At 37.0% G+C, this 22,176-nt stretch carries 23 protein-coding genes and 1 riboswitch; of the genes, 14 read left to right on the top strand and 9 right to left on the bottom strand.

Annotated features, from left to right (window positions below; all coding sequences use genetic code 11):
* Positions 1–85 precede the first annotated feature (85 nt).
* Positions 86–1,498: a SpoVR family protein gene (locus tag AN957_RS08095; RefSeq protein ID WP_056683380.1), complete on the top strand. Its 1,413-nt coding sequence runs from the start codon at positions 86–88 to the stop codon at positions 1,496–1,498.
* A 620-nt stretch (positions 1,499–2,118) separates the two neighbouring features.
* Here the strand turns inward: AN957_RS08095 and AN957_RS08100 are convergent.
* Complete coding sequence (locus AN957_RS08100; protein ID WP_053475103.1) at positions 2,119–2,451, bottom strand: winged helix-turn-helix transcriptional regulator; 333 nt, start codon at positions 2,449–2,451, stop codon at positions 2,119–2,121.
* Between the two features lie 152 nt (positions 2,452–2,603).
* Between AN957_RS08100 and AN957_RS08105 the strand changes: the two genes are divergently transcribed.
* The 4 genes from AN957_RS08105 to AN957_RS08115 all read left to right on the top strand — a co-directional run bounded on the left by AN957_RS08105 (position 2,604) and on the right by AN957_RS08115 (position 5,093).
* Entirely contained in the window at positions 2,604–3,455 is an 852-nt protein-coding gene (locus AN957_RS08105) for a VOC family protein (protein WP_053475104.1), read from the top strand.
* Between the two features lie 174 nt (positions 3,456–3,629).
* Complete coding sequence (locus tag AN957_RS27590; RefSeq protein ID WP_156319093.1) at positions 3,630–3,806, top strand: hypothetical protein; 177 nt, start codon at positions 3,630–3,632, stop codon at positions 3,804–3,806.
* Positions 3,807–4,123: 317 nt separating this feature from the next.
* Positions 4,124–4,471: a hypothetical protein gene (locus AN957_RS08110; RefSeq protein ID WP_056683383.1), complete on the top strand. Its 348-nt coding sequence runs from the start codon at positions 4,124–4,126 to the stop codon at positions 4,469–4,471.
* Positions 4,458–5,093 carry an O-methyltransferase gene (locus AN957_RS08115; protein ID WP_056683386.1) on the top strand — a complete coding sequence of 212 codons (636 nt, stop codon included), beginning with the start codon at positions 4,458–4,460 and terminating at the stop codon, positions 5,091–5,093. The genes AN957_RS08110 and AN957_RS08115 overlap by 14 nt, the downstream gene beginning before the upstream one ends.
* Positions 5,094–5,180: 87 nt before the next feature.
* Here the strand turns inward: AN957_RS08115 and AN957_RS08120 are convergent, their stop codons facing one another.
* Entirely contained in the window at positions 5,181–6,047 is an 867-nt protein-coding gene (locus tag AN957_RS08120; protein ID WP_053475107.1) for a YitT family protein, read from the bottom strand.
* Positions 6,048–6,302: 255 nt separating this feature from the next.
* Between AN957_RS08120 and AN957_RS08125 the strand changes: the two genes are divergently transcribed.
* Positions 6,303–6,740 (top strand): hypothetical protein, encoded by a 438-nt coding sequence (locus AN957_RS08125; RefSeq protein ID WP_142107876.1) that lies wholly within the window; start codon positions 6,303–6,305, stop codon positions 6,738–6,740.
* Between the two features lie 45 nt (positions 6,741–6,785).
* Here AN957_RS08125 and AN957_RS08130 read toward each other — a convergent pair whose 3' ends face one another.
* Positions 6,786–7,682 (bottom strand): YitT family protein, encoded by an 897-nt coding sequence (locus AN957_RS08130; protein ID WP_053475109.1) that lies wholly within the window; start codon positions 7,680–7,682, stop codon positions 6,786–6,788.
* Between the two features lie 242 nt (positions 7,683–7,924).
* Between AN957_RS08130 and AN957_RS08135 the strand changes: the two genes are divergently transcribed.
* From AN957_RS08135 to AN957_RS08145, 3 genes are all read left to right on the top strand, one after another.
* On the top strand, positions 7,925–8,320 hold the full coding sequence (locus AN957_RS08135) for a response regulator (protein WP_056683389.1): 396 nt from the start codon (positions 7,925–7,927) through the stop codon (positions 8,318–8,320).
* Positions 8,313–9,239 carry a cyclic di-GMP-binding domain-containing protein, MshE-related gene (locus AN957_RS08140; RefSeq protein WP_056683392.1) on the top strand — a complete coding sequence of 309 codons (927 nt, stop codon included), beginning with the start codon at positions 8,313–8,315 and terminating at the stop codon, positions 9,237–9,239. The genes AN957_RS08135 and AN957_RS08140 overlap by 8 nt, the downstream gene beginning before the upstream one ends.
* A gap of 113 nt (positions 9,240–9,352) precedes the next feature.
* A riboswitch (purine riboswitch) is annotated at positions 9,353–9,454 on the top strand.
* Positions 9,455–9,590: 136 nt separating this feature from the next.
* Entirely contained in the window at positions 9,591–10,886 is a 1,296-nt protein-coding gene (locus AN957_RS08145; protein WP_053475112.1) for an NCS2 family permease, read from the top strand.
* An 84-nt stretch (positions 10,887–10,970) separates the two neighbouring features.
* Here AN957_RS08145 and AN957_RS08150 read toward each other — a convergent pair whose 3' ends face one another.
* A complete protein-coding gene (locus tag AN957_RS08150) occupies positions 10,971–11,597 on the bottom strand; it encodes a hypothetical protein (protein WP_053475113.1) in 627 nt (208 codons plus the stop codon).
* 176 nt (positions 11,598–11,773) lie between these two features.
* Between AN957_RS08150 and AN957_RS08155 the strand changes: the two genes are divergently transcribed.
* Complete coding sequence (locus AN957_RS08155) at positions 11,774–12,475, top strand: response regulator transcription factor (RefSeq protein ID WP_053475114.1); 702 nt, start codon at positions 11,774–11,776, stop codon at positions 12,473–12,475.
* A complete protein-coding gene (locus AN957_RS08160; protein ID WP_053475115.1) occupies positions 12,465–13,874 on the top strand; it encodes a sensor histidine kinase in 1,410 nt (469 codons plus the stop codon). The genes AN957_RS08155 and AN957_RS08160 overlap by 11 nt, the downstream gene beginning before the upstream one ends.
* 244 nt (positions 13,875–14,118) lie before the next feature.
* Here the strand turns inward: AN957_RS08160 and AN957_RS08165 are convergent, their stop codons facing one another.
* The 5 genes from AN957_RS08165 to AN957_RS08185 form a co-directional block, all read right to left on the bottom strand.
* On the bottom strand, positions 14,119–15,465 hold the full coding sequence (locus AN957_RS08165) for a hemolysin family protein (protein ID WP_053475116.1): 1,347 nt from the start codon (positions 15,463–15,465) through the stop codon (positions 14,119–14,121).
* A gap of 61 nt (positions 15,466–15,526) precedes the next feature.
* On the bottom strand, positions 15,527–15,928 hold the full coding sequence (locus AN957_RS28790) for a MerR family transcriptional regulator (protein WP_075209109.1): 402 nt from the start codon (positions 15,926–15,928) through the stop codon (positions 15,527–15,529).
* Positions 15,929–16,134: 206 nt separating this feature from the next.
* A complete protein-coding gene (locus tag AN957_RS08175; protein ID WP_380000152.1) occupies positions 16,135–17,439 on the bottom strand; it encodes a hemolysin family protein in 1,305 nt (434 codons plus the stop codon).
* Positions 17,440–17,589: 150 nt separating this feature from the next.
* Positions 17,590–18,132, bottom strand: a complete 543-nt coding sequence (locus tag AN957_RS08180) for a GNAT family N-acetyltransferase (RefSeq protein WP_053475118.1) — start codon at positions 18,130–18,132, stop codon at positions 17,590–17,592.
* Positions 18,133–18,259: 127 nt separating this feature from the next.
* On the bottom strand, positions 18,260–19,387 hold the full coding sequence (locus AN957_RS08185; protein WP_053475119.1) for a sensor histidine kinase: 1,128 nt from the start codon (positions 19,385–19,387) through the stop codon (positions 18,260–18,262).
* Between the two features lie 235 nt (positions 19,388–19,622).
* On the opposite strand from AN957_RS08185, the gene AN957_RS08190 reads away from it, so the two are divergent.
* The 3 genes from AN957_RS08190 to AN957_RS08200 are packed head-to-tail and all read left to right on the top strand — an operon-like array spanning position 19,623 to position 22,047.
* Positions 19,623–19,847, top strand: coding sequence for a FeoA family protein (locus tag AN957_RS08190; protein WP_053475120.1), 225 nt, complete (start codon positions 19,623–19,625; stop codon positions 19,845–19,847).
* Positions 19,847–21,850 carry a ferrous iron transport protein B gene (feoB, locus tag AN957_RS08195; RefSeq protein ID WP_053475121.1) on the top strand — a complete coding sequence of 668 codons (2,004 nt, stop codon included), beginning with the start codon at positions 19,847–19,849 and terminating at the stop codon, positions 21,848–21,850. The genes AN957_RS08190 and feoB overlap by 1 nt, the downstream gene beginning before the upstream one ends.
* Before the next feature lie 32 nt (positions 21,851–21,882).
* Complete coding sequence (locus tag AN957_RS08200) at positions 21,883–22,047, top strand: FeoB-associated Cys-rich membrane protein (protein WP_053475122.1); 165 nt, start codon at positions 21,883–21,885, stop codon at positions 22,045–22,047.
* The last annotated feature ends 129 nt before the right edge of the window (positions 22,048–22,176 follow it).

A 22,176-nucleotide genomic window follows, 5' to 3' on the forward strand; every position in this document is an offset into this window, starting at 1 on the left:
TAATCCTTGGAAGTTTGACCTTATAATACATCATTCCCGCCTTTTTCTCATAGATTGTGATAAGACGAAAAAGGGGGAGTAGTGAATGCGTGAAGACGAAAGGAAAGCACTGAATTATGCGATTCAGGAGATTACAGAAATTGCTACTGGCTTCGGACTCGATTTCTACCCTATGCGTTATGAAATTTGTCCTGCTGATATCATCTATACATTTGGTGCATATGGAATGCCAACACGCTTTTCCCACTGGAGCTTTGGCAAGCAGTTTCATAAAATGAAGCTTCACTATGATCTAGGGCTTTCAAAAATTTATGAGCTGGTCATAAATTCAAATCCTTGCTATGCCTTTTTGCTCGACTCCAATGCGTTAATTCAGAATAAATTAATCGTCGCTCATGTATTGGCCCATTGTGATTTCTTTAAAAATAATATGCGTTTTCAGAACACGAAACGCGATATGGTGGAAAGCATGGCTGCTACAGCAGAACGTATTAGACAATACGAAATTGAACATGGAAAAACAGAAGTGGAAACGTTTCTCGATGCCGTTTTGGCAATTGAAGAGCATATTGATCCTTCCCTTATGAGACCGAAGCTTTCATGGAATTTGAATGATGATGAATATGAGGAAGAAGAAACATTAGCTTCGTCCCCCTATGATGATTTATGGAATCTTGATGAAAGAAACAAACCAAAGTCTGTCCGAAAAAGGAAAAAGAAATTTCCTCCACAGCCAGAAAAAGACTTGCTCTTATTCATTGAAAGCTACAGCAGGGAATTATCTGATTGGCAGCGAGATATTTTAACGATGATGCGGGAAGAAATGCTGTACTTTTGGCCGCAGTTAGAAACAAAAATTATGAACGAAGGCTGGGCGTCTTACTGGCACCAGCGTATTTTAAGAGAAATGGATTTAACTAGCGGCGAAGCACTTGAATTTGCGAAGTTAAATGCGGGAGTCGTCCAGCCATCAAGAACAAGCATCAACCCATATTATCTAGGTTTGAAAATCTTCGAGGATATTGAAGAAAGATTTGATAACCCGACTGAAGAAATGAAGAAACGTGGAGTGGAACCAGGATCTGGACGTGAAAAAATGTTTGAGGTTCGTGAAATTGAGTCAGACATCTCATTTTTGCGAAACTATTTAACAAAAGACCTTGTCATGCGTGAGGATATGTATTTATTTCAAAAACAAGGCAAGGATTATAAGGTAGTTGACAAGCAATGGGAAAATGTTCGTGATCAGCTAGTCAGTATGCGTGTTAATGGCGGTTTCCCTTATTTAACAGTGAATGACGGCGATTATTTGAAAAATGGCGAGCTTTACTTAAAGCATTGGTTTGAAGGCATCGAGCTAGACCTGAAATATTTGGAAAAGGTCCTCCCATACGTACAGCAGCTCTGGGGCAGAAGTGTTCATATGGAAACAATCGTTGAGGGGAAAAATATGCTATTTACGTATGATGGGAAAAGCATTCATAGAAAGTATTTATAATTCATTGATTGGTGATAGTTTTTATTAAATTTTGTTGACTAAGTTCACTAATAAGCTGTATTGGTGACCGGTTTAGCGGATTTTGAAGGAATAAGGTCGCCTATAGGCTGTATTGGTTACCGAATTAACGGATTTTGGAGGACAAAGGTCGCCAATAGGCTATATTGGTTGCCGAAATAGCGGATTTTGGAAGGTTAAGGTCGCCAATATGCTGTATTGATGACCGGTTTAGCGGATTTTGAAGGAATAAGGTAACCAATAAGCTGCATTGGTTACCGAATTAACGGATTTTAGAGGACAAAGGTCGCCAATAAGCTGTATTGGTGACCGGTTTAGCGGATTTTGAAGGAATAAGGTCACCAATAAACTGCATTGGTTACCGAATTAACGGATTTTAGAGGACAAAGGTCGCCAATAGGCTGTATTGGTTACCGATTTAGCAGATTTTGAAGGATTAAGGGCGCCAATAAGGGGTATTGAGTATCAAATTAGAGATTTTATAAAATTACAAACACCAATGGGAGGTATTGAATCGGTTTGCATGTCCATCTATTTTCCTCCTTCACTTATTGGTGCAAAAAGATAAAAAAGCAATGGAGATTGTTTGCTCCATTGCTTTTTTATTTTTCGGAATCAGCAGCAACTGGTTCAAGCCAAGTCTGAGACCACTTTTCAATATCTTTCATTAGCGGCTCTAATGATAGTCCTTTGTCTGTTAATGAGTATTCAATCCGGACAGGGGTTTCAGGAAACACTTCTCTTTTCACAATTCCCTCTTGTTCTAAATCTTTTAGCCGTTCAGAAAGTACTCTTCCGCTTATCCCAATTGCTGCTTCAATTGTGCTGAAACGCTGCGGGCCATTTAACAGCTGATAGATAACCAAACCGGTCCATCGTTGGCTAATAATACTCATTGCCTTTTCAAATCTTGGGCATATAAGAGATTTATTCATCTTGTATCACTCCTTCTTACATTATAACCTCCATTACAGCAAATAATAAAGTTACTTGACATATATAATTTATAAAAATATAATTACTTACATAAAGTAACTAACTTACATTATTGAAATTATGAATAAAATAGTTAAGGAGGAACACAATTATGAATTTCCACCGTGAACCAAATGTGTTCGTTAGCCAGGTACATTTAAAGGTAGCTGATTTGAACAGGTCCATCACTTTTTATCAGCAAGTCATTGGATTTCAACTAATAGAGCAAACAGAAAACAAAGCGAGTTTATCAGCAGATGGAAAAACAGCGCTAGTAACGATTGAACAGCCTGAAAATATTCGCCCGAAACAGCCACGTACGACAGGTCTATATCATTTTGCCCTTTTGCTTCCTTCTCGTTCGGATTTGGCCAAAGTGATTGAACACTTTATTAAAATTGGCTATCCATTACAGGGAGCATCAGATCATCTAGTCAGTGAAGCTCTCTATTTAGCTGACCCAGATGGGAATGGAATAGAAATCTATGCGGACCGTCCATCAACAACATGGAAATGGAATCAAACCGAGGTAGTCATGTCGACTGAACGGTTGGATATTGAAAGCATTCTTGCTGAAGGGGATGGAAAGCCATGGAGCGGACTTCCTTCAGACACGATAATGGGACATATTCATTTACATGTTTCAGAATTACACAAAACAGAGGAATTTTATTGCAAAGGGCTTGGCTTTGATATTGTAACGAGATATGGAGGACAGGCGCTGTTTATTTCAACTGGCCGCTATCATCACCATATAGGATTAAATACGTGGAATGGCATAGGTGCCCCAGCCCCATCTGAGAACAGTGTAGGATTGAAAAATTTTACTCTTATTTACCCTAATGAGGAAACTAGAAAAGCTGCTGTTGCCAGTTTAGAAAAAATAGGGGCAGCTGTTTTTCAAGAAAACGGTCAATTTATGACGGAAGATCCCTCAGGGAATCGGATCCTGCTTAGCCTGTAGAATCAAAAATAGATAATTTTACACATTCTCCTCAAAATGTTATTTTATCAATTGGGGGAATATAAAATGAACATTACGGACGAAGCTCGGGACTTGCTAAAGCAAGTATTGCGGGATCAAAACTCTACGGGGATACGAATATACTTTGCAGGCTTTGGCTGAGGCGGACCCCAAATGGGAATGGCTCTGGATGAGCCTGATGCAGAGGACAAAGTATTAATTATTAATGGAATACAAGTTGCCATTGATCCACAATTGGAACATGATGTGAAGGAGCTTGTCATTGAGTATGATCGCGGAAGAAATGCGATTGTACTTAGTGGGAATGAAAGTGAAAATGCGTGTAATTAAACGAACATTCGAATAGCAAAAAATAACAGTCCAATCTTATATCAATTGGACTGTTATTTTTTTTGCTGGGAGACTTTCCCCTCGCTTTAGGACTAAAAAAGATGTAATAAAACACTAGAAATAAAGAAAAAAATTTGTTATAAATTTAGGTTATTCTATCTTTTTTCTTAAAAAACCTAAATAATTCAATAAAAAAATTAAACCTCTTTCTCTTTTGAGATGGGTTTTTTTTATATTGACGTTTTGTATACAAATGTATACAATCGAAAGTGTGGTAGATTGTATACGAATGTATACAAAAAAGGAGGAGCTCAATTATGAGAAGTGATAAAATGAAGGAACATAAAAGAGAAGGTCACCACCGTGGTGAGCGTCACAGAGGAAAAGAGCGCGGACCCAAAACCTTTCGCAGAGGGAGAGCGATTGCCTTTTTAGAAATGATGAACCTCAAACGGGATACAATTAAGCAGCAATTAGAAAAACCAGAGTTTCAATCGATCAATCAAATTTTAGTAGGTGAATTAAAAGCCATTGATATGGTCATCAATGAATTTATGCAATTGTTTGAACTACGTGAAAGTGAAGCAATAGAAGCTGCTGAAATAGACAATAAAAAGTCACTAGATCATGAGGAGAAAGGAATCAATTTGAATGAAACCAATTAATATGTATATCGATTCATTATTTCCTAATCAAGATCCTCTTTTGGATGAGGTCCTTTTATCGATAAAAGAAAATGGGATGCGCAATATCTCGGTATCCCCTGGATCCGGAAAACTTTTAACCATGCTTGTTTCTATTTCAGGAGCAAAAAATGTTCTAGAAATAGGAGCGCTAGGGGGCTATAGCGGCATTTGTCTTGCGAAAGGATTTGGTGGGGAAGGCCAGTTAACTTCACTTGAAATAAACGAGAGCTACGCAAAACTGGCATACATCAACCTATCAAAAGCTGGTTTTGGTGAGCAAGTATCCTATATGACCGGCACTGCTATGAAAAGCCTGGAAAAATTAGCAGAAGACAATAAGCAATTTGATTTTTTCTTTATTGATGCTGACAAAGATAACTATGAGAATTATTTGGATTATTGCATTAGACTGGCTGAATCAGGTGCTATCATTGTTTCTGATAACGTTCTTGCTGGCGGCAGTGTGGCCGATGACGAGACGCCTCCTAAACGTCATACAGAATTGATGAAGAAATTCAATGAAACGGTAGCTAATCATCCTCAATTAGAATCCATTCTTGTTCCAATTGGTGATGGGATGACCATTTCAAAAGTAAAGTAATACATTTTAATCGAGCGGCTTGTTACAAGCCGATCAATAAAGAAAATGCTCAGAGTACAAGCTCCAAGCATTTTTCTATTTTTCGTGCTAGTGTATCGCTGATTTAAACTTGCTTCCATGTGCTTCTTGCGTATCCATAATCGTCGTAAAGGCATTTGTATCAATTTCACCGATGATCGTTTTCAGTTTAGAAATTTCTAAACGAGTAATGACGACATAAATGACTTCTTTCTCATTATCTTTAAATCCGCCTTTGCCTTTTAGTTTTGTTACTGTTCGTCCTAAGCGATCAATAATGGCATTGGAAATTTCCTCATAATGGTCAGAAACGATAATGACTGCTTTCGTATCTCCTTCAAGTCCTTGGACGACAGAATCAATCATTTTTGAAGCAATATAATAGGTAATGATTGAATACATCGCTTGTTCCCAGCCTAAAACAAAGCCTGCCCAGCCAAATACGAAAACATTAAAGAACATGACAAATTCACCAATTGAAAACGGAAGCTTCTTTGTCAATAATATACCTAGTATTTCAGTTCCGTCCAAAGCACCACCATGACGGATAACCATTCCAACCCCTGTTCCTAATAATAATCCACCGAAAACAGTTGCTAATAACGGTTCGGTTGTAAAGGGAGTAATATGATGCAATTGAGGTTCAATGATAGCTAGTGCGACAATACCGAAAAGGGAGGAAAAGGCAAAGTTCTTTCCGATATTTTTATACCCTGAGTAGATAAAAGGGATATTAAATACGAAAACAAGGATCCCAAAACTAATGTCTGTTAGATGATTAATAAGAAGGGAGATCCCGATAATTCCGCCATCAATAATTGAATTTGGTATTAAAAAAAGTTCAATTGCCAATGCTGCCAGCGTTGCGCCGATTAGCAGCATAATGTAACGATAAATAATATGCAGCTTACTTTCCGATCGATGTTTCTTTTCCATCTTTCACCATCCTAATTTTTGACTCGAAAAAAATAATACCGTTTTAAAGCTGTTTTTTCAAATGATAACCCTTAGATTGTATGTAGTTTCCCAATCGTTCAACTGAAAATTTTATGATCCTTGAATATTTTTCTTGGATACTGGAAAAATACAATCCGAGGTGATTCTTTGAGGAAAATTAGATTTATATTAGTTTTGACCTTTTTCTTGATAATGATTAGTACGATTTCTGTTTTTGCACAAGAGGAAAAAGAAATGGATTGTGAACGAAAAAAAGATATTCGAAATAAGGAATTTAATGAACAGGTAATGAATGATATTTTTACAAGTTTTGGACATAAGTATGATGAAATTATTGATCAGAGTATGTATATAAATATGATTGACTTAATGAAATATACAGTTCTAACTGGAAAACAGGATAAGCAGCTTGAGCATTTAAAGGATCATATAGGCGGCGAATCTATAGGGGAAAAGAGAATTTATTTTTTCCATGGGGATCCGAATACTGCGTATGTTTTCTATAAAGACAAGGGTAACAATAACACAGTTATCCATTTAAAACGTGAAGAAAATGATTGGATAGTTCTTGATGAACAAGTGAAAAAGGGGAAGAAGATTCAGTATATCCGGGAAAAATGTGAGGATGATTACTTTATGAAGAGAATGTTTCATAATTTATATCCAGAATAGAAAAAGGTGCCGCAATGTTCCGGCACCTTTTTCTATTAGCAAATATTAATGAATCGATTTCTTCTTAAATCTCCCACCCCTGACCTCAGAAATATTGGCTACAGCTAGAAAGGCATTTGGGTCCAGTTCTTCGACAATTGATTTTAACTTTGCTTCTTCCAATCGGGTAATGACACAAAAAATAACCTTTTTATCGTCACCGGTGTATGCACCCTCTCCGTTTAAATAGGTAACACCACGACCAAGTCTTGCCAAAATGGCATCCCCAATTAATTTATGCTCTTCACTTATGATCCAAGCCGATTTTGATTCATCAAGTCCTTGGATAACCACATCTATTGTTTTGAAAGCAATAAAGTAGGCGAGCACAGAATACATCGCTCGATTCCAGCCAAATACAAAACCAGCGGATGCAAAGATGAAAATATTAAAAAACATGATAATTTCTCCTACTGAGAATGGGAGCCTTTTATTAACAATGATGGCAAGAATTTCAGTCCCATCGAGGGATCCGCCATAGCGGATAACGATTCCAACGCCAGTCCCTAGAATGATTCCTCCAAATACAGTAGCTAGAAGGGGATCTTTTGTAAATACCGGAACATCGTGAAGAAGAATGGTAGAAACAGAAAGGACGGCAATCCCTAATAAGGTGGATAAGGCAAAGGTCTTGCCAATCTGTTTGTATCCAATATAGAAGAAGGGGATATTTAAAATGAAGATAAACAAGCCAAGTTTCACATGTGTTAAATGAGATAAAATAATAGAAATGCCCACAATCCCGCCATCTAATATTTTGTTTGGAACTAAGAACTCCTCAATTCCAACACCCATTAATATAGAGCCAAGAATAATAAAGAAGATGCTCTTTATTAGCTTAGTTTTTGTTAAGCCTTTATGAACGGTTTGGATGACTGCATGTTCTGTTGATGGTTCAATCATATGGTTTCCCCCAATTACTTATTCTTGTATGACAAGAACTACTCTTGTCAATTTAGCACTCATTTATTCCTTCTATTATAACATTTTTTCAATTATTTCTTATAAAGAGAAGCTTATAAAATGTCAAAAATATCACAAAAGTAATAGTTAAATGGTAATATATTTTACTTCGAAGAAGGAATTTTGTAATAATATGTAGAACTTTTAACCTATAAACTACTAAAAAATAGGAGTGGTGAATAATGCAAAAACAATTGAATGTATTAATTTGTGATGATTCTGCACTTATTAGAAAAAAGCTTAAAAATATATTAGAAGTTTGTAAATGTCATTCGATAGAGGAAGCGGAAGATGGAATTGTAGCCATCCAAAAGGCAAAGGAAATGAAGCCAGATTTGATTTTCATGGACATTGTCATGCCGGGCAAGGATGGAATTAAAGCTTTAGAAGAGATCATGAACGAAGATCCTGCTTTAAAGGTCGTTATGGCGTCATCTGCTGGAACACAGTCTCATCTGAAAAAAGCACTTGATCTAGGTGCATATGATTTTATTCAGAAGCCAATCACACTAGAAGCTGTAACAGCCATTATAGAGAAGGTTATCAAAGGGGAAAAGGGGGAAAACGCACATGTTTAGCCAATATTTTGGGCATTACTTATTAAATAATGGGCTAATTACTGCCCACCAGCTGAAGCATGCACTTGACCTCCAAAAAATAACACATGTAAAGTTCGGCGTCATTGCTGTTGATGAAGGCTTGCTTACCTCAAAACAAGTAGAAGAAATCCATGAAAAACAAAAGCAGCAGGATAAACGATTCGGGGAAATTGCCGTGGACCTTGGATTTTTAACGAAAGAACAAGTGGATCTCATGCTATCATCACAAAAGAAAAAACATTTATATTTAGCACAAGCAGTTGTAGACCAAAACTATATGACGATTGAAGAATTCACGAATGCTCTCAATGAATACAAAAGAATACATAGTTTATCTAATGAAAAATTTGAAGCGATTAAGAGCGGTGATATTGGTGCGATCGTTGAAAGCCTCCTTCATACGAATCATCCAGAAAAAGAGGGGTATGCCGAATATGTATCTTTATTTGTTAAAAATATCGTTCGGTTTATCGATGATGAAGTATATGTAGAGGCAAGTGAGGAAAAAAATGCAGACGCTGAATGGCTCGTTTCTCAAGAAATAATAGGGGAAAAACCATTATGGTCTGCCCTTGCAGCAGATGAAAAAGTATTTTTAGAAATCGCCTCCGTATTTGCAGAGGAGAAATTAACAGAAGCAGATGAACTAGCCCAAGCATCAGTCAGTGAGTTTTTAAATTTACATAATGGCATCTTTCTAGTGAATATGTCTAACAAAGGAACCGAATTAGAGATGAAACCGCAAAAGGTAGATCATGATTCTATTGTTTCTGTTCATAAGGAAAATAGCTTATGTATATCCATCAACACTTCAAAAGGAAAGTTCCAGCTCATTCTTTCACACTCGCCAGAAAATGTGATAATTTCTGATAAACGAAAAGAAAACCAAACGGTATAATCCTTTGAAAAGCTGTCCATTTGCTGGACAGCTGTCCTATGTAATAATTCAAATAAACAGAATACATATTAAAATTGACTGTATATCCTCCTTTTTGCTAAAATGATGAACATTATATTAGACTCATATTTACCTGTATATGTTCAGTAATATGGACTGGACGTTTCTACCGAGCTGCCGTAAATAGCTTGACTACATGGGAAAAAGTGCGTTGCTATTCTAGTAAACTAGAAAGCAATCCATTCTCTTATGTAAAATTTGGCAGCTTCGCTTATAGCGGAGCTTTTTTATTTATATCGCTTCGGTAAATACTAGTATCAGGCAGTCATTTTCAAATAAGGGGATACTTCAATGTCACAATTTTTTCAGTTCCTGCAAAGAGGGACAACGTATAAACAAGAGACAATCGCTGGTTTTACAACTTTTTTATCCATGGCTTATATATTAATTGTTAATCCGATTATTTTAAGTCAAGCAGGTATGGATAAAGGGGCAGTTTTTACTGCGACAGCTTTATCGATTATTATTGGTTCTTTATTGATAGGCATATTAGCAAATTACCCGATTGGCATTGGTCCAAGTATGGGCTTGAACTCTTTCTTTACCTTTTCCGTATGCATCGGGATGGGCATTCCGTGGCAGACTGCATTAACAGGTGTTTTTGTATCAGGTATTCTATTTGTCATTCTGAGTTTGCTTAAGATCCGCGAAAAAATCATCAACGTGATTCCAAAAGATTTAAAGCATGCGATTGGAGCCGGAATTGGGTTTTTTATTGCGTTTATTGGACTGAAAAATGCAGGCATCGTTGTCGGGAGTGATGCTACATTCGTATCGCTCGGCAATTTAAAGTCACCCGCAACTTTACTTGCCATCTTTTGCTTTATCCTTACCATTATTTTAATGGTGAGAAACATAAAAGGGGCTATTTTCTTAGGGATGGCCATCTCTTCCATAATCGGAATGGTCGTAGGTGTGATTGATACACCGGAAAAAATGATCGGTGCCATTCCAAGCATGGCACCTACATTCGGTGAGGTTTTTTCACATCTTGATCAAATATTTACGCCTGAAATGATTGCCGTTATTTTTACTTTTTTATTTGTTGCTTTTTTTGACACAGCTGGTGCTTTGATTGCGATTGCAAGCCAGGCAGGGTTAATGAAGAATAATGAGATTCCGAATGCGGGAAAGGCGCTGCTTGCAGATTCAAGTGCGACAGTAGTTGGAGCGGTGCTAGGAACCTCAACAACAGCAGCAATGATTGAGTCAAATGCTGGGATTGCGGCAGGTGGGAGAACTGGATTTACTTCCATTATTATCTCTGCTTGTTTTGGGGTGGCTCTATTCTTTTCACCATTACTAGGTGTCGTTACTGCTGAAGTAACTTCTCCTGCCCTCATTATTGTTGGTGCTTTAATGGCAATGGAAGTGAAACAAATCGATTGGAGCAAGCTTGAAATTGCTGTTCCGGCATTTGTAACAATCTTAATGATGCCATTAACATATAGTGTGGCTACAGGCATTGCGTTAGGCTTTATTCTCTACCCTGTTACCATGCTTGCTTTAGGGAAAGTGAAAGCCATTCATCCGATTATGTATGGTTTATGTATCGCATTTATTGCTTATTTCATCTATCTATCCTGATTAGTAAGGCTGTCCATTCCCTGGACAGCCTTTTAGTATAGAAAAAATCACCGTAATGGATACAACGGAGGTATGAAGGAAAAGTCAGTTCTTCATATCCTCTTTTATTTTTCCCATTAAAACTTTCATTTCTTCATGTAATTTTCCTTTATCAAGATGGAGGCTCTTCTTAATATCTTGAAAGGATTGGCCGTTCTTTTTCATTTTGATGAGCTCTTCCATGTCTTTACCACTCGCCTTTGCCATCGCTGCACCGCCAACGATAAACCTTAGTGGAATGCCTTCATTAACCCAGCTTTTGATTTGTGTTTCTGTTTTTCCAGTATATTCAGCTACATTTTCAATGACGTCTTCTTTATGTTCTTCAAGGAATTTTTCCTTTTGCTCATGGCATTGTTTCTTTAGCTTCTCCATATCTAACCCGTAATGTGCAGCTGTTTTCTCCCAGGAAGAATCGCTTTCTTTATATGTTTTAAGTACATCATCAATCTTCTTATCAGCAAATTTTGCGATGTGAGCTGCTTTAAGGATTTCCTTTTTTGTATAGCCCTGATCTATGAGCCGCTGAAAATCAGCTTCATTCATAAAATGGCGGTGAGGATTCTCCTGTTGTTTTCCTTCCTCTGCATTTGTCAATTGAGGTGCTTGATTAAATCCCGAGCCTAATAGCAGGAAACTTAATGCACAAACGATCATTGAAAGTTTCTTCATTATTATGCACTCCTTCTTTTTTGTGGTAGACTTGTCCCGGTTATTAGCATATCCAAAAATAGAAAACACATGAGGAAAAAATTGGGACTTTTATTAAAAAGTTATTTTAATTGAAAAATGAATGACAGTTCGATTAAATAGAGTAAATAGCAGTTTTTAGTTAGGGATGGTGTAAGATGAAAATTCTTGTCGTTGAAGATAATGAAAGTGTTTGTTCCATGTTAGAAATGTTTTTTATGAAGGAAGGGTATGAAGGCGAATTTGTGCATAATGGTCAGGATGGATTTGACCGTTTTAATAAAGGGAAATGGGATTTAATTATTGTTGATTGGATGCTTCCGATTATGGATGGGGTCACGCTATGCCGGAAAATCAGAGATTTGAGTCAGGTGCCGATTATTATGCTGACAGCAAAGGACAGTGAATCCGATCAAGTGCTTGGTCTTGAAATGGGGGCAGATGATTATGTGACGAAGCCATTTAGCCCATTAACATTAATGGCAAGAATTAAGGCCGTCACACGCCGCTATCAAATGGAAGCAGCGGAGAAGGAAGACGGAAATATGATTTCCAGTCAATATTTTCAGATTAGCAAGGATTCAAGAGAGGTTTCCTTTAAAGGGCAAATTCTTTCTAATTTAACGCCAAAGGAATTTGATTTACTTTATTATTTCGTGAAAAATCCGAAGCAGGTTTTTTCCAGGGAGCAATTATTGGACCGTGTGTGGGGTTATGAATTTTATGGAGATGAGCGGACAGTCGATGTACATATTAAGAGATTAAGAAGAAAAATTGGCACACCTGCTCAGCCATTTATCCAAACGGTATGGGGAATCGGCTATAAATTTGATGAAACGGAAGTTAAGAATGAAGATTAAGTTTTTTTATCAAATTCTTATAAGTCATATCAGCATTCTCATTCTAGCCTTTCTTATTTTAAGCTTTTCCTTTTCACAGTTCGTTGAAAACTATATCTTTCAAAACAAAGTGGAGGAATTGGATGATTACGGGGAACAAATATTAAAAGATTTAACTGTAAGACTAGAGGGAACGGAAAGTTTTTTAGAAGAATATAGCCAGATACTGAAAACAAGGCATATTCAATATATTCTTTTTAACTATGAAGGGAATGTCATTTATCCGCAATTACAAAGTGCACCCTTAATAAAGTTAACGGAGTCTGAGTGGAAGACCATTTCAAAAGGCAATCGGGTATCAGTGAAGCATGATATTAAACGATTTGGTCAGGAAGTGACGTATGTTGCTTTGCCATTCATGCAAGGCGATCGCTTAGCGGGAGGGGTTTTGCTGTTATCGCCTATTACAGGGGCGATGGATATGATTCGGCAATTAAACCGGTTTTTATTGTATACGATTGTGATTTCCTTATCAGCATCCATTTTGATCAGTCTGATTTTATCTAAAAGCATTATTAGGAGAATCAAAAACTTCCGCAATGCGACATCAATGATATCAGCAGGAAATTATGATGTGCATGTCAAAGATACAAATCCGGATGAAATTGGTCAATTGGCAACAGATTTCAATGAAATGGCTGCGAAGCTGAAAGAATCGAATGAAGAAATTGAACGGTTGGAAAATAGACGAAGAAAGTTCATTGCGGATGTTTCTCATGAAATGAGGACTCCATTAACAACGATTAGCGGACTTGCAGAAGGAATTAAAGATCAGTTGATTCCTGAAGGGGATATTGAAAAAGGAATGATCCTCATTGATCGAGAGGCGAAAAGGCTGATACGTCTTGTCAATGAAAATCTTGATTATGAAAAAATTCGATCCAATCAACTGAAATTAAACAAAATAGAAATTGAATTAACCGAGATACTTGAGGTAGTGGAGGAACAGCTTGTTTTACAGGCAGGGGAAAAAAATAATCAGATCGTGATTGAATGTGACGAGGGGATTACGGTTTTTGCTGATTATGACCGCCTCATTCAAATAATTGTCAATATCGTTAAGAATGCCATTCAATTCACTGACAGTGGGATGATTACTTTAAGAGGAAAGGTAGGAGAGAATGAGACAATTATTGAAATAGAGGATACGGGTGAAGGAATCGATCCTGAGGAAATTGAATCGATCTGGCTCCGGTTTTATAAAGCAGATCTATCGAGGACAAACCAAGCATATGGGGAGTTTGGGATTGGGCTTTCTATTGTTAAACAATTAGTCCAATTACATGATGGAGAAATTGAAGTAAGCAGTGAAAAAAGGGAAGGAACGAAATTTACCATCCGTCTCCCAAAGATTAAATAGGAATAATGAAACACCCCAGCCTTATGGAGAAAAGGCTGGGGTGTTTCAAAAGATAAGGAAGTTTAACTACCTTTTTGTCTGAGAATTGTCTAGCGCAAGCGTCCTATCGCCTATCAAACTTCGGGTCTCCTCCGCAACGATTGCGTCATCATCGGTTCACTTACGCTCACCGTGTTTCCTTTATCTCAGTCGCAGTCCCTCCAGTTTGTACGGCGATGATCAAGGCGCTTGCGCATAGGTTAACTTATACAACTTGTGTTTCAGTTATCGGCAGTGTTTGCGACTGCTGCTCATTTTCTTGTACACGTGTGACTTCAACGTATTTAATGTGATGATCTTCCATATCGATAATTTTAAAAGCATAGGAGTCAAGGTAAATCGTATCTCCCTGCTTTGCTTCGTAATTCTCCGTTAGGATCCAGCCGCCGATTGTATCAACGTCTTCATCGTCGATATCAATTCCTAGCAGGTCACTTACTTCACTTACTAGAATTTTCGAATCAAAGATATAGTGCCCCTCTTTAATTTTGCGAACTTCAGGGATTTCATCCATATCGAATTCGTCACGTATTTCACCAACAATTTCTTCAAGAATATCTTCTACTGTCACGAGTCCAGAAGTGCCGCCATATTCATCCATCAAGATAGCCATATGAATCCTTTCCTTTTGCATTTTTAGGAGAAGATCATGGACTGGAATGGTATCAATGACACGGATAATCGGACGTGTATAAGAATCAAGCGTATTTGTTGTGATTTCTCTATTCTTAATCAGGTCAGTCATAACTTCTTTAATATTCACCAATCCGATGATATGGTCTTTATCTCCATCAATGATTGGATAGCGTGTAAATTTTTCCTCATACACAGTCTGTAAAAAGCTTTCAAGTGTATCGTCTTTTGAGAATGAAACAATCTCAGTTCGAGGCACCATAATTTCTTTTGCAATTCGGTTATCAAACTCAAAAATTTTATTTACATACTTAAACTCTGATTGGTTGATTTCGCCACTTTCATAGCTTTCTGACAAGATGATTCGAAGTTCTTCTTCTGAATGGGCCAACTCGTGTTCGGAAGCAGGCTTTAGGCCGAATAAACCTGTTAGGAATCGTGCAGATCCGTTTAATGCCCAGATGAAAGGATACATAATTTTGTAGAACAAAATCAATGGGCGAGCGGTGATCAACGTTACTAACTCTGCTTTTTGAATGGCAAGTGTTTTTGGTGCCAGCTCTCCGACAACCACGTGCAGAAAAGTAATAAAAGCAAAAGCAATCCCAATGGAAAGAATATGTGATGCTGAACTTGGAATGTCAAGTTGCGAGAAAACCGGACGCAGCATATGTGCAATTGTTGGTTCCCCAAGCCACCCAATTCCTAGTGCAGTTATTGTTATTCCTAATTGGCAAGCAGATAAATACTCATCCAAATGACTAATCACTTTCTTTGCTGGTATTGCACTTTTATTGCCTTCTTCAATTAACTGGTCAATTCTTGAACTTCTAATCTTTACAATAGCAAATTCTGAAGTTACAAAAAATGCTGTCAAAGCAATTAAAATGGCTATAATAACCAAGTTTAATATGTCCAAATAAGTTCCCTTAGCCCGAGTAACGGGTAAGGTGTCACCTCCTGATAATTTAAAAAATGTGTTAACTCGTTAAGCTTACAAGGGATTTGATTAATGTTGAGCCTTCCATATTGAGTTTTCTTGATAAATCACTGATCTGTTCCTTATCAAGATGATTAATAAGCGGCAATAATACAGCTATTTCGTTATGGAGCTGCTTGATTTGCTTAGTAACCAAATCAATTTGTTTTTCAACATCCCCAGTGTGCATGTCTGTTTTGGACTTTAATTCTAGCTTTCTCTTAATCTCATCTAATGGAATATGCATAAGTTTGCATTCTTCAATAAATCGTAAGTCTGAAAGAACGTCCTCAGAGTAGATTCGATAGTTTGACTTTGTACGCTCCGCTTGAATAAGTCCGATATTTGTATAGTAATCAATGGTTCTTTTGGATACATTAGCTATAGTTGCTAATTCGCCAATACGATAAACTGCCCCATCTTATCACCCCAGTTTAATGTATTTATACATATTATATGTTAGTTCAAACCATACAGTCAAACGTAGCAGTTTGATAATATGAATTACTTCCATATTTATTCCTGACTATGTGCGAATATGAGTGAGAACCAATAGAATAAATTAGAGGGATTGCTGCTTTGGAAGAACAATTCCCTCATTATTATAATTCAAGATGTGATTTCTTTTTCCTTTTTTACTTCAATATAGGAGATGTGATGACCTTCAATTTCTTTAATAATAAATTCAAACCCGTCTTGAATGATGGAATCCCCTTGTTCTAAATCAAATTTTTGGGTAAGAATCCAGCCTCCAAGCGTATCCACTTCATCTTCGTTTAAATCTGTTCCGAGCAAGTCATTTGTTTCTGAAATAAGGAGCTTTGCATCTAAAATATAATGATCCTGCCCCATTTTTTGAACAAAGGGGAGTTCATCTGCATCAAATTCATCGCGAATCTCCCCAACGATTTCTTCGAGAATATCCTCTGCAGTAACTAATCCAGCCGTCCCCCCATACTCATCAAATAAAATCGCCATGTGAGAGCGTTCTTTTTGCATTTTCACAAGGAGGTCATGGATAGGAATCGTCTCAATTACTCGTATGATGGGTTTAATATACTGAACAACCGGCTTTTCATCCTCACATTTTTTTCTAATACAATCTGTCAGTATTTCCTTTACATTAATTAATCCGAGAATATTATCCTTATCTCCACCAGTTACCGGATATCTTGTATATCGCTCATTCATAATAATTTCCAGTACTTCTGAAAGAGTCGCGTCCTCTTCTAGGCTGATAATTTCTGTTCGGGGAACCATAATTTCCTTCGCAATCCGATTATCAAATTCAAAGATCCTGTTGACATACTTATATTCGGATTGGTTAATTTCCCCGCTTTTTAAGCTTTCAGAAAGAATAATTCGAAGTTCTTCTTCAGATAGGGCTATTTCTTGTTCAGAAACAGGCTTTAACCCAAATAATCCAGTTACATATCTTGCTGAACCATTTAAAGCCCAGATGAATGGAAACATAATTTTATAAAACCAGATTAATGGAACGGAAAAGGTTAGTGTAATTTCCTCTGCTTTTTGAATCGCAAATGTTTTTGGCGCGAGCTCACCAATCACGACATGCAGAAAGGTAACCACAGAGAAAGCGATGATGAAAGATAGGACTTGGGTTAAAGATGGCTGCAGTTCCAGTTTGTCAAACAGAGGATGCAATATCCTTTCAACAGTTGGTTCACCAAGCCATCCTAACCCTAAGGCTGTAATGGTAATTCCAAGCTGACAGGCAGATAAATATTCATCAAGATTTGTGACTACTTTTCTTGCCGACTGTGCCCGGACATTTCCTTCTGCAATTAATTGATCAATTCGGGATGAACGCACTTTTACCATCGCAAATTCGGATGCAACAAAAAAAGCCGTCAAAGTAATTAATAAAATGAGTAAAAAAATATTTAAAGCCATAATTATTTCCTTACAAATAATGTAAGGAGCGTTCACCTCCTATAAAATGTACTTTTCCCTTAAATTTATCTTTTTAGTAATTTTGCTTACCATAAAAAAAGGCTCCTAGAAACGGAGCTATCTTTTCTTAGCCTTAAAAGTGCTTATATATTAATTTTCCCAATCTCGTGCTAGCATGCCGTAGACGGCTAAATCATGATAATGATCATATAGAAATTCACCGTCTCGAATGATGCCTTCTTGAATAAATCCTAATCTTTCTGGAATCGCGCGGCTCTTCGAATTGCCAATCCCACAGCGTATTTCCACACGATTGAGATTAAGATCTAAGAAGGCATAGTTGAGAAGTGCTTGAACACTCCTAGTCATGATTCCTTTCCCTTCATAGCCACTTGCCAAATAATAGCCGATGCTCGTTTGCCTGCTATTCCAGTCGATTTGATGAAAGCCTATAGAACCGACAAGAGTCCCTTTATAGCGAATTCCAGCATTAAACCCGTTGTTATTCATAAACTGCTTTAGCCATGTTGGAATAATAGAATGATACTGACTAGGCGAAGACATACTATCAACCCATGGCAGCCATTCCCTTAAATGATTGCGATTTGAGTCTACCAAATGATAAAGCTCTTCTGAATGATGTAATTGAAATAATTGCAGTTCAATTTCTTGGTCAACTTTTAACGTAAACATAAACAACTCTCCTATTCTGCATGAATTATTTCTATATAATAAATGGTAATTCAGAATAAGTACACAGAATTTTTGAAAAAGGAAAAAAACAAGAGGCCGACTCAATATGGGATGAGCCAGCCTCGTTTTATTTTTTGTCAGCAATCGGAAGGGTAATTGTAAATACAGTTAAATCTGCTTGTGTTTCACATGCTAATCTTCCTTTATGCTTTTCAATGATTTCTCTGCAAACGAATAGTCCTAACCCCGTTCCAAGTTTTTTAGTTGTTACAAATGGTTCAAATATAGACTGTACAAGATGCTCTGGAATCATTGGACCGTTATTAGCGATTTCCAGCTTGATCCATTTGTTATCTGTCGTGTAACTCTTTATATCTATTAACGGATGTTTTGTATTCGGATTCAGTACATCGATGGCATTAAAGACAATATTTATTAGCACTTGGCGAATTTCGTCGGCATAACCAAATAGGTTAATATCTTCTTCTAAATTTTTCTGGATCTTTACTTTTCCATCTAAAATACTTGGATATAAAAATATGAGCACTTCCTCTATCAGCTCATTTAAGGAAAAGGCTGTTTTTTCCTTGCCGATTAATTCTTTTTTCGAAAGCAGGAGGAACTGAGAAATGCGAAAATTTAACTGCTCTAATTCAATTGAAATAATATCCAAATATTTCATGTTTGGGTATTCTGATTTAAGCAGTTGAATAAAGCCTTGTACAGAAGTGAGCGGATTTCGGAATTCATGGATAAAACTGGAAGTCATCTGCCCTAGTAATGTTAATCGATCCTTATGACTCGTATCGATAAATTTAGTTTTTTCCTCGATAATTTGATTTTTTGCGTCGCTATAATAGGTGACAGAGAAGTAAAGAAATTGGTCTAGACAATCATGAATACGTTCTGAATAGGCTTGAAGCTCTTGCCAGCTTATATCCATTTTTTTTAAATGTTTTTGAAAGATTGACCGCCCTAAATTTACATTGTGGACAAACTCACCAATATTCATTCCTGCTTTCACTCGCTGATCTGCAATAGAAATAGAAAACTTGCGAATAACCCCATCTAAATTCTCTTTTTCCCTCGTAAGACTTTGAATGACAAGATAAAAAATAACTTCTCCATTTTCCTCCATTCGATCCTCATAAGGATCTTCTGGGGAGACGAGAATATTCTTTCTCCATTCATTCAATAATTGAATTTTTTCCCTCTGTAAAAATTCAACAACAGTTTCACTTATTCTCGTTACCATATTAACCTCCAGACTAGTTAAATAACCTATCATTCATATAAACTTCGCTATATTTTGCAAATTTCCTTTGTCGAAAAAGTACGAATAAAAAAACAGTACTTCGAGACTACACTGACCCTGTCGAAAAGGAAACAAAAAGGTATGTGATTTTTATCGCAGAATTTATAAAAAAAACTTGGTATAAATAAAGATAATCATTCTCAATTGAATTAATAGAAGAAATCAGGTGGACTTCGTGCTTGGGAAATTAAAAAAAGGTGAAAAGTGCAGGATTCTCGATATTTCTCGGATTGATCTTTTAGTCCGGAGGAGATTGCTTGATTTAGGAATAACTGAAGGTACGGAAGTGTGTATTAAATGCTATATGCCGTTTGGCGGCCCAATTATGGTTGAATCTTGCGGTCAATGTATTGGGATACGCAGAGTAGAAGCCGTCCAAATTGAAGTGGAGAGACTATAATGGATATCGCTCTAATCGGTAACCCTAATACTGGAAAAACATCACTCTTTAATAACCTTACAGGTTCGTATGAGTATGTAGGAAACTGGAGTGGAGTTACAGTTGAAAAGAAGGTTGGTCAATTTAAAAATAAGAAAGATAAGTTAATAGACTTGCCAGGAATCTATTCATTAAACCCTTTATCGAAGGATGAAGGAGTTGTGACACAATTTCTCTTATCAGAGCATGTAGATAAAATGATCAATATACTCGATGCGTCACAATTGGAACGAAACCTACATTTAACGATCCAGCTATTGGAATATGGGAAACCTGTAGTTATTGGGCTTAATATGGTAGATGTTGCTCTGAAACGTGGCCTTCAGATTGAACCAAATCATCTATCGAATCAAATAGGCATTCCTCTCACACCTGTTATTGCAAGAACAGGGAAGGGATGCGACCTGTTAGCTGAAGCTGTAACAAGTGAGAGGATGTCTGAACCAAATGCAAGGATTGTCAATTATGGAATAGAAATAGAAGAAGCCATTTTACGATTTGAACAATTACTAGACAATAAATCGAGTCGATCGGCAAGATGGCTTGCTTTGCAGATGTTTGAGGGAAACCAATATGTAAAAAAATATGTTAAAAATTATATAGAATCTGAGAAGCTCGATCAGTTTTTAGTAGAAATCAAAGATACGGTGAAAAGGAGCACCGGTGTCTCTATCGATCAATTTATATTTCAAAAAAGGAAAGAAACCATTGATCAAATCATGGCTGATGCGTATATCAAGCGGGAACAAATTAAAACGCCATTATCAGAAAAAATTGATGCGATTGTAACGAATAAAATCCTTGGCCTGCCAATTTTCTTTCTGCTCATGTATTTAATGTTTATGCTAACCTTTGATTGGCTTGGATTTCCATTATCAGATTTGCTGGATGCGTTCATAACAGGAACCTTGTCTAATACGATTGAAAATCTATTAAATGCTGCCGGTGCCTCTGCTTTTATCCATTCATTAATTCTTGATGGGATTGTAGCCGGGGTTGGAGGCGTTCTTGTTTTTGTTCCACAAATCTTTATTTTATTCTTTTTCATTTCACTCCTTGAAGACTCAGGCTATATGGCAAGAGTTGCCCTTGTTATGGATCGTCTGATGGAGGCGGTAGGGTTAAACGGGAAGGCGTTTATTCCGATGATGATTGGGTTCGGCTGTAATGTACCTGGAATTATGGCGGCTAGAACAATTGAGACGCCAAAGGAAAGACTGTTAACTATTCTATTAACTCCCTTAATGTCTTGTTCCGCACGATTACCTGTGTATGCACTGTTTGTGGGTGCATTTTTTGTGCAGCAAAAGGCCTTTATCGTTCTATCCTTATATATATTAGGGATTGTTGTGGCCTTAGTTTTAGCGAAGCTATTTTCATCTACTATTTTAAAAGGCGAAACTTCTTTCTTTGTTATTGAATTGCCGCCATACCGTCTGCCGCAATTTCAAGCTTTGTGGAGAAGCACATGGGATAAGGGGAAGGGATTTGTAAAAAAAGCAGGCACCTTTATTTTTGCCGGTTCTGTATTCATTTGGCTTTTATCTTACATAGGACCAGGTGGTACGGATGTTGCTTTAGATGATAGTTATTTAGCAGCAATTGGCGGATTCATTGCACCGCTTTTTGAACCCATTGGATTTAATACATGGCAGGCTGGAGCTTCTCTTATAACAGGATTTTTGGCAAAAGAGGCAATTATTTCGACAATGAACATTATTTATTTTGCTCCAGATGAAGCGAGTCTGCAAGGATTGCTGTCAGATTACTTTACTCCTCTGGCAGGCTACAGCTTTATGGTTTTCATCCTATTATATATTCCTTGCCTGGCAACAGTGGCAACGATTTATAAAGAAACAGGTTCGAAAAAGTGGACAGCATTTTCTATGGGCTATGCACTTATTATCGCTTATTTGTTAGCTCTTATTATTTACCAAGGCGGTAGGCTGTTAGGATTTATGTAATTCACTTTTACCATGAGTTTGGAGTGAGTAAGATGATCGTTAACATTTTCATTGGCGGAGTTATTTTTGGGTATGCCAGCTGGTCCTTAGTAAAATTTATTAAAAAATCAAAGCAAGGAAAGTGTGCAGGATGTTCGACAAAGAATTCCTGTTCAAGCTCCTGTCATTCAATATCTGATGTCCCATTAAAGAAGTGAATTTTTGCATATAAAACTGTTGTCGCTTCTGACAGCAGTTTTTTTAAATTTGCTATGTTTACTGTTGCTCTTTTATAATTATATTAAAGTGTAATAATACACAAAAAGAATAACATAAAGGGAATGAAG

This window comes from Cytobacillus solani, assembly GCF_001420595.1.
GTDB lineage: Bacteria > Bacillota > Bacilli > Bacillales > Cytobacillaceae > Cytobacillus > Cytobacillus solani.

Excerpts from the sequence above, each read along its gene's own strand:
- AN957_RS08095 (WP_056683380.1), top strand. The coding sequence starts at position 86 with ATGCGTGAAGACGAAAGGAAAGCACTGAATTATGCGATTCAGGAGATT.
- AN957_RS08100 (WP_053475103.1), bottom strand. The coding sequence starts at position 2,451 with ATGAATAAATCTCTTATATGCCCAAGATTTGAAAAGGCAATGAGTATT.
- AN957_RS08105 (WP_053475104.1), top strand. The coding sequence starts at position 2,604 with ATGAATTTCCACCGTGAACCAAATGTGTTCGTTAGCCAGGTACATTTA.
- AN957_RS27590 (WP_156319093.1), top strand. The coding sequence starts at position 3,630 with ATGGGAATGGCTCTGGATGAGCCTGATGCAGAGGACAAAGTATTAATT.
- AN957_RS08110 (WP_056683383.1), top strand. The coding sequence starts at position 4,124 with ATGAGAAGTGATAAAATGAAGGAACATAAAAGAGAAGGTCACCACCGT.
- AN957_RS08115 (WP_056683386.1), top strand. The coding sequence starts at position 4,458 with ATGAAACCAATTAATATGTATATCGATTCATTATTTCCTAATCAAGAT.
- AN957_RS08120 (WP_053475107.1), bottom strand. The coding sequence starts at position 6,047 with ATGGAAAAGAAACATCGATCGGAAAGTAAGCTGCATATTATTTATCGT.
- AN957_RS08125 (WP_142107876.1), top strand. The coding sequence starts at position 6,303 with ATGGATTGTGAACGAAAAAAAGATATTCGAAATAAGGAATTTAATGAA.
- AN957_RS08130 (WP_053475109.1), bottom strand. The coding sequence starts at position 7,682 with ATGATTGAACCATCAACAGAACATGCAGTCATCCAAACCGTTCATAAA.
- AN957_RS08135 (WP_056683389.1), top strand. The coding sequence starts at position 7,925 with ATGCAAAAACAATTGAATGTATTAATTTGTGATGATTCTGCACTTATT.
- AN957_RS08140 (WP_056683392.1), top strand. The coding sequence starts at position 8,313 with ATGTTTAGCCAATATTTTGGGCATTACTTATTAAATAATGGGCTAATT.
- AN957_RS08145 (WP_053475112.1), top strand. The coding sequence starts at position 9,591 with ATGTCACAATTTTTTCAGTTCCTGCAAAGAGGGACAACGTATAAACAA.
- AN957_RS08150 (WP_053475113.1), bottom strand. The coding sequence starts at position 11,597 with ATGAAGAAACTTTCAATGATCGTTTGTGCATTAAGTTTCCTGCTATTA.
- AN957_RS08155 (WP_053475114.1), top strand. The coding sequence starts at position 11,774 with ATGAAAATTCTTGTCGTTGAAGATAATGAAAGTGTTTGTTCCATGTTA.
- AN957_RS08160 (WP_053475115.1), top strand. The coding sequence starts at position 12,465 with ATGAAGATTAAGTTTTTTTATCAAATTCTTATAAGTCATATCAGCATT.
- AN957_RS08175 (WP_380000152.1), bottom strand. The coding sequence starts at position 17,439 with ATGGCTTTAAATATTTTTTTACTCATTTTATTAATTACTTTGACGGCT.
- AN957_RS08180 (WP_053475118.1), bottom strand. The coding sequence starts at position 18,132 with ATGTTTACGTTAAAAGTTGACCAAGAAATTGAACTGCAATTATTTCAA.
- AN957_RS08185 (WP_053475119.1), bottom strand. The coding sequence starts at position 19,387 with ATGGTAACGAGAATAAGTGAAACTGTTGTTGAATTTTTACAGAGGGAA.
- feoB (WP_053475121.1), top strand. The coding sequence starts at position 19,847 with ATGGATATCGCTCTAATCGGTAACCCTAATACTGGAAAAACATCACTC.
- AN957_RS08200 (WP_053475122.1), top strand. The coding sequence starts at position 21,883 with ATGATCGTTAACATTTTCATTGGCGGAGTTATTTTTGGGTATGCCAGC.